The following is a 15,147-nucleotide window of genomic DNA, read 5'->3' on the forward strand; positions in this document are numbered from 1 at the left end:
CTCGCCCGATCACTTCGGCGTTGACATCGAGTAGGCCCTGCTTCCTAGCCTCACGTGGACGTAGCGCACCGGCTGACGACAATGGGGGTGACGAAAGGCTTCGCCGAGGTTCGCGGCCATAGTGATGCTGGCTGGGGCGCCCCCAAAACGACCGTGCGTCTCCTGAACCCGCCATGCTGTGCTGACTGCTGAACCACGGGACCGAGGACGCGAACCCACACTGACGACCGATCACCAGCGACAAGGTTCACGCCCACGGGATCTACGGCTTTCCGAGTCCTACACGTGCATGGCGAGCGTGCCGCCGACGTTCACCACGCAGGAGAACCGAAACCACGGGAAATCCACACACATCACCGCGACCAGACCGGCACCCAGTATCACGAGCAACAGAACCACGTTCACCATCGCCTCACCGCTCCCTCTGGTATCGAATTACTGACTCGCACAGCACAAGACACAACGCTCAAATTCATGCTGGGCATGCGCGCTAAGCAGCTGTGCTCAAGCTGCGATCACACCCCGAATCGGTCGGACTACCGATTCGCGCATCCTCGACGGCGCCGAAAACCCACTGGTGGTCAGCTCTCCAGCCTCAATATCCACGCCACGCTCACCTGCAGGCGCGACTCCCATCACCTGTCGCCACCACCGCTCACGTTCCTCGGATTCGGTCCACATAATTACATCCATCACTGCCGCCTCATCGACCCCCGGTTTGTTACTCAGATCACTTTCTCCAGAAACGTCGAGTAAGAGAATCAAAGCGACAAGAAAACCGAACACGCACTACCTGAGGCGATCCCAGCCATCGCGGCTCGCCCGTACCGATCCGAGCACACAAGACGAGTACAGTCGAAAAAGCAGTCTGCGAACTGACCAGCAGTTCAATCCACTCGGTCTACCGTCGACGTTGACGCGTTCACTTCGCAGGCTGCACAACACTTCTCATCCCATCCCGCGGCAGCCCGATCGGCACGGACGGTCGGCCGGTTATACTGTCCGGGTGCTCACTCCTTGCCAAGCACGGGCACACGGCTCATCGGCGCAGCACTCACACGCCACCCGATGAGCCACCCACACCACTCCCCCGGCCGCCGAATCGGCAGAGCCGGCGGCCACCACGTACACCTTCCGACGCCCCGACAACTGCACACCCTTCGGCCGGGATGCCGTGACCGTGAATCACAGACAATCGGAAACCGCTACTCGGTAACGTGTTTCACTTCTCAGGTTGCGGCCAAGATTCTCACAGAACGGGACCGTGCGTCCATTGGCGTTGATCAGTCAGGTTCTGCGTTTACCGTAGCCTGCCCGCCGCGATGGCCCCGCCTCCAACCTTGCCCCGAGTGCAGGAATCATCGTCCGAGACGCGATCCGAATGAAAAGGGGCTCCACCGAAAAGGGAGTGAGACTTCGCCGGTGGAGCCCTGGTGCGTTGGCAACCGCGACAGATGCCAGCACACCGAACAGGGCCGTCGACGCTCATGTGCGAGGCCGACAAGTCCCGGCGCCATCCTCTCGGGGTTGGGTCGAGAACACGGCGACGCAATCGACCCTACGACCAGGAACAGGTCGCAGTGTTCCGGACACTCCGGACACACCGCCCTGCTGTCCATCCGTGTCCGGCATCGGAGATTGCTTTACACCAAGAACAGCCTCTATTCGAACGCGAACCCGTCTGCCTGGACATGCTTCCGGGGCACGAAATTGCCGAAAGGCGTTTTCTCCAGAGCACCACCGTCACCAGTTTCGCACGTCCGGCGAAGTGGGTAGCCGGAGCCAGCGGACACTGCCCACCTCCCGGCCCAACAGACTAGACGAGCTACGCGCGGAACCTCACATGACGCCGCCGATCGTTGCCCTTGCGTTCACTGCCGACCCGATCAGCGCCTGTCACAAGGCGATCCGCGACAGATGGTACCGATCCGCACCACAATCGGCGGCCGCTGTTGAGCCACCCAACGTCTGGCCGTTACTCTCCCTCGCCGAGGGAACAGCTCTGCAACGCCGCCAGCTCCTCACGCGCTCTCTGGGCCACATCCGACCGAAACCCCATCAGCGCCATCGAGGCCACCGCTTCCGCGCCGACCGCCGACACACTGAGAAGGTCCGCGATCGCCTCACGCGCAGCCCTTCCCCCCCTTTGAGGTAACGATCACCTCGAGCACCTCCACGGGACGATCGAGAGCCGCCACCAGCGCAGTGAGCTCCTCCACCCGCGATGCGCCCTGCTGCTCGCGACCTCCGGCAGGGCGGCGCCGAGCAGACATCGGTGCATCCACCGACGGCCCGTCCCACCGAAACAACTCCACACCCAACTGGCCGTGCTCGGTGAGATGGAGGACTTCGAAACCGCCGGCGTCCTCCGGTCCGGTCAGTCGCACGAGCACACCCGTGCGACTGTCGAACGCCAGATCAACCGGCACACCCGACGACTGAGTCATGGTGATCGACCACGCCGCTCTTCCCCCGACCACATCCAGGCACAGCCGAGTCGAAACCGGGTTGATCGCCATCAGCGCTGGCGAAGCCTGGGCACGCAGCAGACTTACCTCAGCGCGCGAGGGTGATCAAGGAGCTTTAGGCGGTCGGTAGCGAAGGCCGACGCCCCTCAACGGGGAAGCTTTATCGATCACCGGTACATTGTGACCGGTGAGGAATGGCCGGGCAGCTCCGTCCGCTACCTGAACTCTAGGTTGCAACCGTGGACCACTGGTACGTCTAGGGCCCGTCTCTCAACCGGGTATCGAACTTCCGAGACAAGGTCCGCGTACACGGGTCCGGCCCTCAATTCATCTACCCCACACCGTTTTGCGAGAATCAGCTGAATAGGTCGCCAGCCGCTTCGCGTCCTGCGATGCGGCCGAAAGTCACCGAGCGCAGGACGGAGAGCGCTCCGGGGTACTCCTGGTACCAGACTCCGGTGAGAACCCCGGCGGCATAGAGGTTCGGGATCGGTGTGCCGTTTCCTGTGACTACTCGCGCGTGCGTGTCTGTGCGAACACCGCCGAAACAGAATGTGATCGCTGCGGATCCGGGAACCGCCTTGAAGGGCGGTTGCTGTATCGGGCGCGCCCAGTTCGACTTTTCGATGGCAAGACCGTTGGTGCGCTTGCCGTCTGGTCGTGACGGATCGAATTCGCCGTCTTGGACAGCCCTGTTGAATTCGTGGATGGTATCTGAGAACTTCGCGGCGTCGATGTTCATCGCCGTGCCTAGTTCTTCGATGGTGTCCCCTTCGAAAGGAGGTACGTCAGTTTGGTTCAAGAACTCGAATCCTGGCAGCGCTTCCGTTTCGGCGTCGTATACGAAGTAGGCGAGGTTGTCGTGATCGCGCCACACGGTCCACGCGAGTTTCTCGTTGAGACCTTCGAAAGTTCGACTCCCCTCGTCGATGAATCGCTCGGCATCTGCGTTGATCATGAGCCCATAAGGTGCGCCGAACACGCCGGGGTCGGGCTTCGTGGACCGGGGATCGACCAATTCGACGTGCAACATGTCGAATTGGCCGGCGGTGCTGCCGCCGATTTCGGTGACCATGCGCAGCCCGTCACCACGGTTGTATTTGAGGCCGGGAGCGACAGGCCGGATCTCGTTCGCCCGTGGGCCGACGTATTGAGTCAGCATTTCGTAGTTGCCTTCGAAGCCACCTGAAGCAAGGACGACCTTCTTCGCCGCCAGTGTTCGCGTGAGGCCATCAGCATCTCGCACCACGACCCCGCTGACGCGTCCTTGGTCATCTTGTGTGAGGCGCACCGCCTCGGTTTGGTACAGGAAGCGCGATCCCGGATGCCCTTCGATTCGAGCGGCGAAAGCCTCGATCAGTGAGAGCCCTCCGCCCTCGACGGCGCCGTAGTTGGACTCCATGGCGAACGGTGGGGCGGCGTGCGAGACGCTCACACCGTTGGCCTTCAACCAGTCAACCGACTCATGTCCGAGTTTGCGCAGTAGAGAGAAGTATTCGCGGTCGTACGCGGGGTCCGAGTCCAGGACTCGTTCCATGATAGCGGGATCGACGGTCCCGTCTGGGTCGACCATGACGTTGACCCAGGACCACCTTGTGGCTCCGCCGCGGTCCGTTTCGGTACTGCGCTCGACGATTGCGACCGAGGGGCTCGCTCCTCGTTCTGCCGATTCTTCGAGGAAGCCGAGGGCTGCTGACAAGCCTCCGGCCCCGCAGCCCACCACGACCATGTCGAATGATTCATCTGTCATCAGGTTCGTATCTCCTCGTGTGTTGGTTATTGAGTGATTGGACTCGCATAGATCGACACAGTCGAAAAAGTCTCAGCGGGAATAGTTTTCGGTGAAGAATCTCAGTTTGTCCAAGATTCCGAGGGTCTCGGAAGACGACACTGTGGGAATCAGGAACACCGATCTTTCGACACCGAGCGCCTCGTAGGACTCGATCACCGCGGGATCGGTCGGGGCGCCGAGCACGGTGACGGGAATGGGCGGTCGCGCTGCATCGGCTGCCTTGTTCTGAAGTTGGACCAGCATTGCGCGAAGCGTTGAAGGCTGCTGACCGATCATGTTCGGGAGCCAGGCGTCACCGTATTTCAGTACTCGATCGAGCACGGTTGGACCCATTCCACCCACGAGAATCGGGGGGTGCGGTCGTTGCAGAGGTTTCGGCCACATGTAGCTAGGTGCGATGTCGATGTGATTTCCGTGAAATTCCGCAACTTCTTCGGTCCAGAACCGCTTCATCAGCTCGAGACGTTCTTCCATCAACGACAGCCGTGTGGACGGGTCTGTTCCGTGCTGTTTCATTTCCTCGCGTAGCCAACCAGCACCGACGCCGAACAGGAACCGGCCATTGCTCAGGAGATCAATGGTGGCCACCTCTTTGGCGGTGTGTATCGGGTCTCGCTGAAATATTGTGCAGATTCCGGTACCGATCTTGATGCGCTGGGTAACGGCGGCGGCGCAACTGAGCGCGACGAACGGATCCAGAGATCGGTAATACGAGTGTGGAAGCTGCCCACCTCCCGGGTACGGTGTGGCTCGCTCCACTGGAATATGCGAATGCTCAGGGATGAGAAGGGATTCGAAGCCCCGCTCTTCGACCGCAATGGCCAATTCGTCGGGGCGAATTCCCTCATCTGTCACAAACGTCGCAACTCCGAATTCCATGAACGTTCTCCTTCTCTGGCGGTTCGGGCGCCACCGGTGAATAGTTGGGCGACTGACCTTCTGTGCGCCCCGGCCACGGTGAATGAAGGCGCGCTGCGCTTTTCGATCAGGACCGACAGCAGTCGGGTCGTGGCGATCAGCGCCGGCGCGAACCGTACAAACACGGCTTCACCATGACTTCACGGTCGAGGGCTGTCTTTCTCCGGCTTCGCGAAACTGATCGTCAGGACTGCGCATACAGCCGCGATCAGCCCGAATACCTGAAATGACGCTGTATAACCTGCGGCGGGAGTGCTGGCCGCGTCGACGATCAGGCCTGTGGCATACGGTGCGATCAGTCCACCGGTGGTGAATATGGCGATCAGTACCCCGAGAGTTCCCGCGGTCTGCCTGGGTGGAGACAATTCCACGATGGCGGCTTGCACCAAAGGCAAAGTCGGCAAGGAGAATCCATACCCGAGTGAAATGGCGGCCACAGCCACAGCCGGGGTGGTGATCGCCGGCATCGATACCAGGACGGCGCCACTGATCAGAACACCGACAGAGGGAATGATGATGCGAACGAAACGCGTCGTGGAACCGCGGCGGAACAGGCGATCGCTCAGAACCGAGGTGGTCAGCGCGATTGCCAACCCGAGAATGGCAGGAAGTCCGGACAGCGTTCCTGCTTCGAGCCGACTGTAGCCCAAGCCCACCTCGAAGTAGGACGGTAGCCATGTCAGAACTGCTGACCCGAGCGCGAACACACTCATTCCGAGTGCCGCACTGGTGACAAAGGTCTTCGTCAGGAAAATCCTGGACCAGGGCACTTTCGCGATCTCCTCAGTCCCGACCTCGTCAGCATTCGGTTCACCTGCACTTTTCCCCAGGTACGGACCCTCTTTCCATCTGGCGAGCCACACCACACACCAGACGGCGGTGGCAACGGCCAAACAGACGAGTGCTGCTCGCCAGCCGAACTTCACGGTGACAAACGCGAGGGCGGGGATCACAGCGAACTGAGTAAACGCGGCAGCACTGGTGAGTACCGCGCCGGTGAATCCGCGCCGCGATGCAGGGTGCCAGGAATACGTCGCAGTGAAAATAAGTGGGGCACTTGGCCCCTCGGCGAGTCCGAGCAGGAGCCGACTGATGATAAGTGTCGCCAGACTGGCTGCAGCGATGAGCGGTACGGCAGTGAAAGACCACGCGAACGCGAGGAGCACCATTGCCCAACGCAGTGACATCCATCGGTTCAACAGTCCGGTGAGCAGCCCGCCCGCCGTCAGAGTCAGATAGAACAAGCTGCCGACCAATCCGATCTGAGACGAACTCAAGCCCAGTTCGTCGGCAATCGGTTGGGCGATGATTCCGAATACAGCTTGATCCGAGTAATTGAGGATCGTGAGGAGAAGGAGCAGTGAGGTCATGCCCCATGCACGTCGGCTCGATGGTTCCGAAGGTAAGACGCGTGTTCCGACTGAATCGTCATCTCTGACATCCATTGTCATGGTCTTCTCAGTTCACTAGAAGTAGTTTTCAGGTGGGTTGGCAAGTAGTGCTCGGCGAATCGCGCGACACCTCGCTTCGAAGGGAGGCTGCGGATGTAACTCCTCCGAACCGATCACACAAATCCGTCGAGGGTTCGGAAGAAGTCGTCGAAGTCGTCGTTGAACAGAACATGGCCGGCATTTTCGACCACGCGTACGGTGAAGCCGCGCTGTTCCAGGATCGCGGCGGTTTCCGGTGTGACCATCGATCCACGGCCCGCGAGCTGGAGCAGGGCATGAGCGTGCGCGGCTTCGGGTAGGTAGTTTCTGCCTCGAAAGTGCTTCATCGCGGTAAGGAGATCGAGGTCGAGCATGTGCCCGGCCGCGACTGCCGTCTCGATGTCCTGATCGCTCCAGCGGGGGCAGTTTTCGCTCAGCGCGGCAGCGGATGGCGGGAACGTCTCTCGCAGCTTGTCGAAATAGTCTCCGGGCACAATTTCCTGATCGAACCCCGGTTCACTCAATACCAAATTCTGTGGTTTGAGGTGCTCACTGGCCAGCGAGAGGAACAGGCCGCCGAGCGAGTGGCCGATGGCGAGGTCTGCACCCACGGGCAGGGTGTCGCACAGGTCCTCGACGAACGCATCGGGGTCGGTGTAACCGCCGCGGGCGCTGAGTCCGTGTCCTCTCAAATCTGGTGCCAGCACACGATATCCGCGCCTGTTCAACTCCGGAGCGACCGCATGCCAGACGCGACCGTCCACAGCGCCCCCATGGATCAACACGGCCAGTTTGTCGCCTTGACCGAATTCGCGAATCTGGAGCTTCACGAGGCAACACCGTCCGCAGGCGCCGAGGCGAGATGGGCGAGTAGGGGTTCGACCACCGATTCCGGGGAGGATTCGAGAATCCAGTGCCCGACGCCCGAGAGTTCAATGCTGCGGTAGGGACCGTCGACCCACTGCCCGCAGCTCTCGCTCGTCGAACGCACCAACGCGGGACTGTGTGACCACAGGTACAGCGAGGGGACGTTGACGCGACCTATCGCTGCCATATCGTCGAGTGGAACCAGATGCCATGCGATGGCCGGAACCAGGACTTCTTCCGTCCCGACGCGTGCCACGGTGTCTTCAACGACCGGGGCCGGCATTCCGGAGTCGAGCAGAAAGGTCCGGAGACCGTTTCCGTTGTCGGCGAGCAGCGCTCGCGCCGCTGGCTCTGCTGGGCTCATCTTCTCCAGTCGATTCCAGGCTTCGGTTTGTGCGGGAACGGTCTCGATGGCGTGTGCGAATGCGGCCGGATGCGGGAAGACGAGGGCAGTAACTGATCGCACGCGTTCAGGGGCGACCGCTGCCACAGCCCAGGATTGCAGTCCGCCCATACCGAATCCGATCACATCGAAATACTCGAGTTGCGATGCGTCGGCGATCGCGAGCACATCGTCGACATAGTTGGGGACGGTGTAGGTTTCGAGGGGAGGCCGCGCCCCGGGTGAGTAGCCGCGTTGATCGAAGGTGAGCAGGCGGATACCGGATCTCGCCAACAGCTGCCCTAACCCTTCCCAGCTGACTGCGCCCTGTGGAAATCCGTGCAGGGCAAGGACAGGGCGTCCAGCCTGCGGTCCCCATGCGCGCATGTCGAAGGTCATTCCGCTTGCTGTTGTCAATTTCCACGTATCCGTCATCGGATGTTCTCCTGAGTGTTTCGACGTGCTGGTGGTGGTGAAGACTGTTGTAGGTCGGGCCGAAGCGGGTTGCTTCATCGCCTTTCGAAACTCGGCTTGTCGAGGTGGGACGAGAGCTGTTTCTCCGTGTTATCTCGCACCCTTGCTGCCGTCGTTATTTCGACTGAGCGACAACATATTTCGGTTCCTTCACGGGGCTGTCGCGCTCCGGATTGGCCATGATCGAAGCGAGGATGCCTGCACCGATTGCGACCAACCCGAAAATCTGAAATGCCGACGCGTACCCGGCGGCTGGAGTGCTGGCCGCATCGACGATGACTCCGGTCGCGAAGGGCGCGACCAGGCCGCCGATCGTGAAGACTGCGACCAGCACACCGAGCGTGCCGGCGATCTGGTGTGGTGGGCATATCGAGGCCATAGCAGCCTCGATGAGTGGCAGGCACGGCATCGAAAACCCATATCCGACCGATAGAGCTGCTACTGCCACCGCGGGGGTGTCGATTGCAGGGATAGTCGCGAGGATGATGCCGCTGACCACCAAAGCAGTTGCGGGCAGGATCACGCGGGCGAGGCGGGTGGAGCGCCCACGGCGCAAGAGCAAATCGCTGACTGCCGAGGTGATCAGAGAGATGACCAGTCCGACCAGCGCGGGGAGTCCGAAGATCATTCCCGCTTGCAGCCGGCTGTAGCCGAGACCGACTTCGAAGTAAGACGGCAACCATGTCAGCACTGTCGCGCCGAGCGCGAAGGCACTCATGCAGAGAAGGCAGGAGAAGACAAAGGTACGGTTCCAGAGAATCTTCGACCAAGGGATCGAAGCGGGAAACATATCCGATTCAACGGAATCAGAGGATGTGCTGTGACCGTGGGGGCCGTCTGACCAACCGCCGACCCAGATCCCACACCAGAGAACCGCGGCAACCGCGATGCACAGGATCGCTGTACGCCAACCCCAGGTCACGCTGACGTAGGCGAGTGCCGGAATGACGGCGAATTTCGTGAAGGCAGAGGATGCCTGTAGGCATGCTCCTGCCACACCACGCCTGACCGGTGGATGCCACGAGTAGACGGCGGTGAAAATGAGGGGAACGCTCGGCCCCTCGGTCAAACCCAGCAGCAGTCGGAATGCGATCAACGTCGCCAGACTTGCTGACACTACGAGCGGTAGCGCGGTGATCGACCAGATCAACGCGAGTATGACCAGGGCCCACTTCAAGGAGATCCAGCGGTTGATCACGCCTGCCATCAGGCCGCCGATGGACAACGCTGCGTAGAAAAGACTTCCGACCAATCCCAGTTGCGATGAACTGAGGCCGAGTTCTTTGGCCACTGGCTGCGCGATGATTCCGAACACTGCCTGGTCGGCTTGATTGATCACTGTCAAAGCCAGAAGCAGTCCGGTCATCCCCCATGCCCGTCGCTGGGATCCCGAACTCTGCGTTGTCTGCGATCGATTCGCATCCAGAACGGGTTGAGTGTGCATGACTTCCTTTCGACAAACTGGGGATGAATCTCCACGGCGGGAGATCGGAGAAGGACCACATAGGGATGGACGTGATCGAATGTGCCTGTTGCAGAGTAATTCTTGCGTGAGGCTGCGTTTCCTGAGACAACAGGGCAATTTGACTATCGGAACGTCTGGCCGAACCGACCATCCGAGGTACGCGAAAGGCGTAGGTTCCGGTCCACCTGGGCATGATTTTGAGTCGTCATGAGTACGGGATGATGTTTGCCACGCCCAGCGCACAACCCTGACGAATGATCAGAACTGGCGAGTCGGGCCAACCCGCATCCCGGTTTGCACGAAGCTAGTGATTCACCGTGGGTGAACCCGTCACCGCTCTATTCATTCGCTGCTTCCTTGCTACAGGGGTTACGGTCGGAGTACTGCGTTCACGATCAAGGACGGTAGAGACGGGAACGTCAAATCCTGTCCCCATGCCGCCTGCGGTTCCGTGAGCTCTATGTGAGGTATTCGGTTGGGCAGCAGGCGAAGAAAGATGTCCCCTTCGATCCTCGACAGCGGTGCTCCGAGACAGAAATGGCCTCCTGCCGCAAAAGCCAAGTGTCTGTTCGATTTCCGTTCGATGTCGAGAGCATCCGGGTCCTCGAAAGCGCGTTCGTCTCGGTTCGCTGCGGCGATGGCGAGAAGCATGTGTGTACCCGCTGTGATGTCTTCTCCGTGAAAGTGCATGTCCTCACCGGCGTATCGCTGCAGGAAGTGCACGGGCGAGTTGAACCGCAGCACTTCTTCCCATGCTTGGGGTGCGAGATCGGGGTTGTCTGCGAGTTTCTGGAATTGGTCTCGATGGTTCAGGAGCGCGTGAACCGCATTTGTCATCGCAACCATCGTGGTGTGGTAACTGGCGACGAAGAATCCGACGAGGGTGATGACGAGTTCGTCCCGAGTCAGCTTCGTTCCGTCTTCCTCTGCCTCGAGCAGTGCGCCGACTGCGTCGTCGCTGGAGAGCTTGCCCCGCAGTGAGTCGATGATGTCGCCGATGTAATCGAAGTAGAACTGTGCTGCCTCGTCCGCGGCGGCGAGACGTTCGGGGTCGACTTCCGAGTGACTGAGCACAGCATTGAGGGCGGGCATACGTTCGAGCACGGTGTGGGCATCTGCCGCCGGTGCATGAAGCAATCTGCATGCGATCTCAGCCGGGATTTTGGTTGCGAACTCCGATACGAAGTCAGTGTCCGTGTCGAGGGCGGCCAGACGATCGATGCCGGCAGTGATGATCTCTTCCACCCACGGCCGCATCGCCTTCATTGCGCGGCCCGAGAATGCCGACGAAGCGAGCTTCCGCAGTCGCGTGTGGGACGGCGGGTCCATCTCTGGAAGAGACAAACGGTAGAACTGCGATGCCGGCCCTGATCCGATGTGTTCGGGGAACGCCCCCGGAACTGGCTGCACTCGGGCCGACGGGGTTTTGAACACGCGGCTGACGTCACTGTATCGACTCAACACGGTGATGGGCTTTCCGTTGATGACGGTGTGCGATACCGGGGCATTGTCGCGCAGGTCGCGATATGTCGGGAACCTGTTCGACAAGAAGTCGGGGTCCGTGGGATCGAAAGTGGCGATAGATTGCATTGTTGGCCTCTCTGAGCATGCGCGCCGCGCCTTAATGTGTCCGGCATCACACGATGTTGGACAAGGTTATCGATTCGCAGACTTTCGATCGCCGGGTAATCCCTGAAAAGAAGTACGAGTTTCTTGGTGATTCAACAGTCCGCGACCTGGCCCTGACCCTGTCCGACTACTGTCCGGAGCTTCAACGGGCAGCAGAGATGCAACGCTGCCCGGTAAGGCGCCTTGCGCTTTACCGGGCAGCGTTCTCACGTCCTGAAGAGATGACTTATGTGGTTCCGAATCTCCTTTGCCGCAATCAGTTCGGCTCCTCGAGGCGGACCCGGGTCACTCAGGCGGGCACCATATTCTGGGCATACGATTTGAGATCGAAGTTACCTTGCCGTGCAACGTCCAGGGGCAGCCCTCGTGGGTGGCCGAGTATCCGCCGAGCAGTGATATGGTCCGCCGGTTTGTTGACCGACTCGACGCACGTCAGTTCGCTGTCACGGAACCTCAGCACGGAAAAGGCGGACGATGTCTGATCGCCGAGCACAAGTTCCACGTCGCTTCCGGTGGAGAGTCCCGCAATTTGCAGTTTCGAATCGAACTGCTGACTCCAGAACCATGGAACTGCAGCGTATTCCGTTGCCGCTCCCATGATGTGCGCAGCGACGAAGCGGGCTTGATCCGTGGCGTTCTGGACGGATTCGATCCTCACGCGATCCCTTCCATTCCCAGTGGGGAAGCGAGCGCAATCGCCGATTGCGAAGATTGCCGGGTCGCTGGTACGTAGGTAGACGTCGACCTCAACCCCGTTGTCCACTGCCAAGCCCGCCGCTTCTGCCAGTTCGGTACGTGGTTCGACTCCCACGCCGACGATCACCAAGTCCGCGGCGACCGATTCACCATTCACAAACTCCACTCCTTCGACCGATTCCCTGCCGAGAAACGACGAACACTGCTCCCCGAAGTGCAGTAGCGTTCCACGTTCGGTGTGCAACCGTGCGAAGTGATGCGATGTTGGCCTCGACAGTGAGCGGGCCATAGGCCGATCGAGTGGATCGATGACTGACGTTTGTTTTCCCAATTTCGTTGCCGCCGCTGCTATTTCCATGCCGATGAAGCCAGCGCCGACTGCGACGACCTGGGTCGCCGTTTCCAAAGCAGAGCGGATACATTCCGCGTCGTCGAGTGTTCGTAGCTGTTGTACGCCGGCCAAATCCGCGCCGGGAAGGGTGAGGATGCGGTTTCTCGCGCCGAGCGCCAAGATCAGATAGTCGAACTCCAGTCGTTCACCTGACTCGAGAACGACGGCGCGACGGTCACGATCGATCCGGGCGGCAGTTCCGTACTTCAGGTCGATCTCGTGCTTTGTGAAGTAGGCGGCGGGCCGAAAGGGCGTGCTCATATCCGCACCGATCGCTGTCAGGAGCGCAGCTTTCGACAATGGTGGCCGTTGGTACGGCAGTCCGGGTTCGTCACCGACGAGAATGATTCGCCCCTCGAAGTCGCGCTCCCGCAGAGAGTCGGCAGCTTGGAACCCGGCCTGGCCGGCACCCAGGATCACCACGGAAGTGTGCCGTTTCCTCACACCGATCACTGCTCCTGTGGCAGTCGAACCACAAGTCCGTTCAAGGTTTCATCGAGAACCAACTGGCAGCTGAGTCGGCTGTCGTTGCTGCGAGGAGATGTGGTGCACTGCAGCATTTCCTCCTCTTCCAGCTGCATTGTCGGCAGCACGGTGTCGGCAGCATTCTGCACATGGACGTGGCATGTGGCGCACATGACGTTGCCGCCACACTCGCCGGTGATGCCGTAGATATCTGCTCCGATAGCGGTCTCCATGACCGATTGCCCTATCTGACCGTCGACAGATCGATGTGATCCGTCCGAAAGTACATACGTTACGTTGACCATTGATGCTCCTCACGGATCGGTGTATCGAGAAACCGTCAAACCTGTTCGTTTTGAACCTGGAACGTCATCTTTCCCAGCCCTGTAATTCCGGCCTCGACACGATCGCCATGCTGCAAATACGCTGGGGGGTCGAGCTGGAAGCCGCAGCCAGCCGGGGTGCCGGTCAGAATCACATCACCCGGCTCGAGCTCCATGCTCGCGCTGACGGATGCAATGAGTTCGGGGATGGATGCGAGCATGCTGGTGGTCTTACCATCTTGTCGCACAACACCATTGATGCTGAGTGTCAGGCGCAGATCGGCGGGCTCCGGCACCTCGTCGGCCGTCGCCAACCACGGCCCCAGCGGGCAGAAGGTCGCGTAGCCCTTGCCCCTGGCGATTTGCAACTGCAGTGGATGATCGAGGCCTGCGCCCAGGGCGATGTCACGGGCGGTGATGTCATTGGCGACAACGTAACCCGCCACATGATCGAGCGCGTCGACCTGCGAGATTCTCCGCCCCGGCTTGCCGATGACTACGCCGAGTTCGATCTCGTAGTCCAGCATAGCGGTCTCGAACGGCTTCACCACCGGGTCATTGGGCCCTGAAACACAATTCGACGGTTTTAGAAAGATGACTGGTTCAGTGACTTCTGCACTCGGACCGAGAACTTCAGTTGAATGCTGCGGATAATTGAAGCCGATAGCAATAACCTTGTTCGGTCTGAGGATGGGAGGACCAATTCGCACATCCGCCAGGGAAATGCGGTCACGTTCGAGCGTCAGCTGAGGCTCGACGATCGTACGGATGGTGGACCACAGGGCGAGGATGTCCTTCATGTCGTGCAATCGCAGTCCTGCCCGCGCCAGAATCGGCACCAACGCGACTACCGTATCGTCGTCGACGAGCACCCCTGGCTGCTCGATACCCACTGGACCAAAGTTCACAAGCCGCATGACAATTCCTCGAGTTTTGTTGAACAAAGCAATATTTGAGACCCGGGACACCGTTAGCGCGATGATCCTGTCCCCCTGTGACGTCGCTGACCCGCACCTCTCGCACGTGCGCGGAACACCTCTCGCCTGACTGTCGACATCAACCTTAGAATGCGAATGTGCACACATCTTCAGGGAAACGACAACGCAAGACGCGAGTTTTTCGTGCATCCACCAACGCACTCACACGGTGAACTTCAGACCGTGCAGATTCACTCGTTCAGCCCATGGTTTGCTGTGCACACCCTAGAGCTGCACTCTGGCCAATGTAGGTCCAATCATGCTGTGGCGGTAGACCTTCCCTCAGCTTTCAGTGCGAGCAGACTCGTGACTCCAGCGGCAATCGCTGATAGCCTTCCACTTCCCAGATCGACTCCGATCCGGAGTGGCGGCTGAAATGAGGAAGACCGATGACTTCCCGGACTGGGGACGAGACGAAATATCCACTCGATGCGCTGGACCGCCGACTGATCGATGTGCTGGTCCGCGACAGTCGAATCTCGATGCGCTCTTTGGCCGAGAAGACTCACATATCACGCGCCCACGCGTACGTTCGGGTGGAGCGACTGCAGCGAGAGGGCGTGATCAGAGGGTTCACCACGCAGATCGAGCACTCCAAGGCCGGTTGCGGGTCCTCGGCATTTGTATCTCTGACGATCGAGCAAGGGTCATGGCGAGGACTTGCACACCAACTACGGAGCCTGTGCTGGGTTGACCACTTCGCATTGCTCGGCGCTGACTTCGACGTCTTGATTCTGGTCCGCGCTCCGGACAACTCGACCTTGAGGCGCCTCGTGCTCGAACAGCTGCAAAATCTTGAAGGAGTGCGTTCGAGACGACATGGCTACTTCTCGACGAGGCTCACGGGTCGGGGCCACGATGGGTGTAAAT

General features: G+C 60.1%; 12 protein-coding genes and 1 pseudogene. 1 reads left to right on the forward strand and 12 read right to left on the reverse strand.

Annotation, left to right across the window (positions count from 1 at the left end):
• Positions 1 to 279 precede the first annotated feature (279 nt).
• The 12 genes from ABIE52_RS00405 to ABIE52_RS00460 all read right to left on the reverse strand — a co-directional run bounded on the left by ABIE52_RS00405 (position 280) and on the right by ABIE52_RS00460 (position 14,217).
• Positions 280 to 408, reverse strand: a complete 129-nt coding sequence (locus tag ABIE52_RS00405; protein ID WP_354541370.1) for a hypothetical protein — start codon at positions 406 to 408, stop codon at positions 280 to 282.
• A gap of 1,715 nt (positions 409 to 2,123) precedes the next feature.
• Positions 2,124 to 2,519, reverse strand: a complete 396-nt coding sequence (locus ABIE52_RS00410) for a hypothetical protein (RefSeq protein WP_192713520.1) — start codon at positions 2,517 to 2,519, stop codon at positions 2,124 to 2,126.
• A 304-nt stretch (positions 2,520 to 2,823) separates the two neighbouring features.
• Positions 2,824 to 4,218 carry an FAD-binding protein gene (locus tag ABIE52_RS00415; RefSeq protein ID WP_192713519.1) on the reverse strand — a complete coding sequence of 465 codons (1,395 nt, stop codon included), beginning with the start codon at positions 4,216 to 4,218 and terminating at the stop codon, positions 2,824 to 2,826.
• Between the two features lie 72 nt (positions 4,219 to 4,290).
• Complete coding sequence (locus tag ABIE52_RS00420) at positions 4,291 to 5,139, reverse strand: LLM class F420-dependent oxidoreductase (protein ID WP_192713518.1); 849 nt, start codon at positions 5,137 to 5,139, stop codon at positions 4,291 to 4,293.
• 179 nt (positions 5,140 to 5,318) lie between these two features.
• On the reverse strand, positions 5,319 to 6,623 hold the full coding sequence (locus tag ABIE52_RS00425; RefSeq protein WP_192713517.1) for an MFS transporter: 1,305 nt from the start codon (positions 6,621 to 6,623) through the stop codon (positions 5,319 to 5,321).
• A 119-nt stretch (positions 6,624 to 6,742) separates the two neighbouring features.
• Positions 6,743 to 7,438, reverse strand: a complete 696-nt coding sequence (locus ABIE52_RS00430; RefSeq protein ID WP_192713516.1) for an alpha/beta fold hydrolase — start codon at positions 7,436 to 7,438, stop codon at positions 6,743 to 6,745.
• Positions 7,435 to 8,292, reverse strand: coding sequence for an alpha/beta fold hydrolase (locus ABIE52_RS00435; RefSeq protein WP_192713515.1), 858 nt, complete (start codon positions 8,290 to 8,292; stop codon positions 7,435 to 7,437). Before ABIE52_RS00435 ends, ABIE52_RS00430 begins: the two co-directional genes overlap by 4 nt.
• Positions 8,293 to 8,446: 154 nt before the next feature.
• Positions 8,447 to 9,775: an MFS transporter gene (locus tag ABIE52_RS00440; RefSeq protein WP_192713514.1), complete on the reverse strand. Its 1,329-nt coding sequence runs from the start codon at positions 9,773 to 9,775 to the stop codon at positions 8,447 to 8,449.
• A 390-nt stretch (positions 9,776 to 10,165) separates the two neighbouring features.
• Complete coding sequence (locus ABIE52_RS00445) at positions 10,166 to 11,386, reverse strand: cytochrome P450 (RefSeq protein WP_192713513.1); 1,221 nt, start codon at positions 11,384 to 11,386, stop codon at positions 10,166 to 10,168.
• 328 nt (positions 11,387 to 11,714) lie between these two features.
• A complete protein-coding gene (locus tag ABIE52_RS00450) occupies positions 11,715 to 12,956 on the reverse strand; it encodes an NAD(P)/FAD-dependent oxidoreductase (RefSeq protein WP_192713512.1) in 1,242 nt (413 codons plus the stop codon).
• Positions 12,957 to 12,961: 5 nt separating this feature from the next.
• Positions 12,962 to 13,282, reverse strand: a complete 321-nt coding sequence (locus ABIE52_RS00455; protein ID WP_192713511.1) for a 2Fe-2S iron-sulfur cluster-binding protein — start codon at positions 13,280 to 13,282, stop codon at positions 12,962 to 12,964.
• Positions 13,283 to 13,317: 35 nt separating this feature from the next.
• Entirely contained in the window at positions 13,318 to 14,217 is a 900-nt protein-coding gene (locus ABIE52_RS00460) for a fumarylacetoacetate hydrolase family protein (protein ID WP_192713510.1), read from the reverse strand.
• Positions 14,218 to 14,666: 449 nt separating this feature from the next.
• On the opposite strand from ABIE52_RS00460, the pseudogene ABIE52_RS00465 reads away from it, so the two are divergent.
• A pseudogene (locus tag ABIE52_RS00465) lies at positions 14,667 to 15,145 on the forward strand (Lrp/AsnC family transcriptional regulator).
• The last annotated feature ends 2 nt before the right edge of the window (positions 15,146 to 15,147 follow it).

It is taken from the genome of Rhodococcus sp. OAS809, assembly GCF_040546695.1.
Lineage (GTDB): Bacteria > Actinomycetota > Actinomycetes > Mycobacteriales > Mycobacteriaceae > Rhodococcus_F > Rhodococcus_F qingshengii.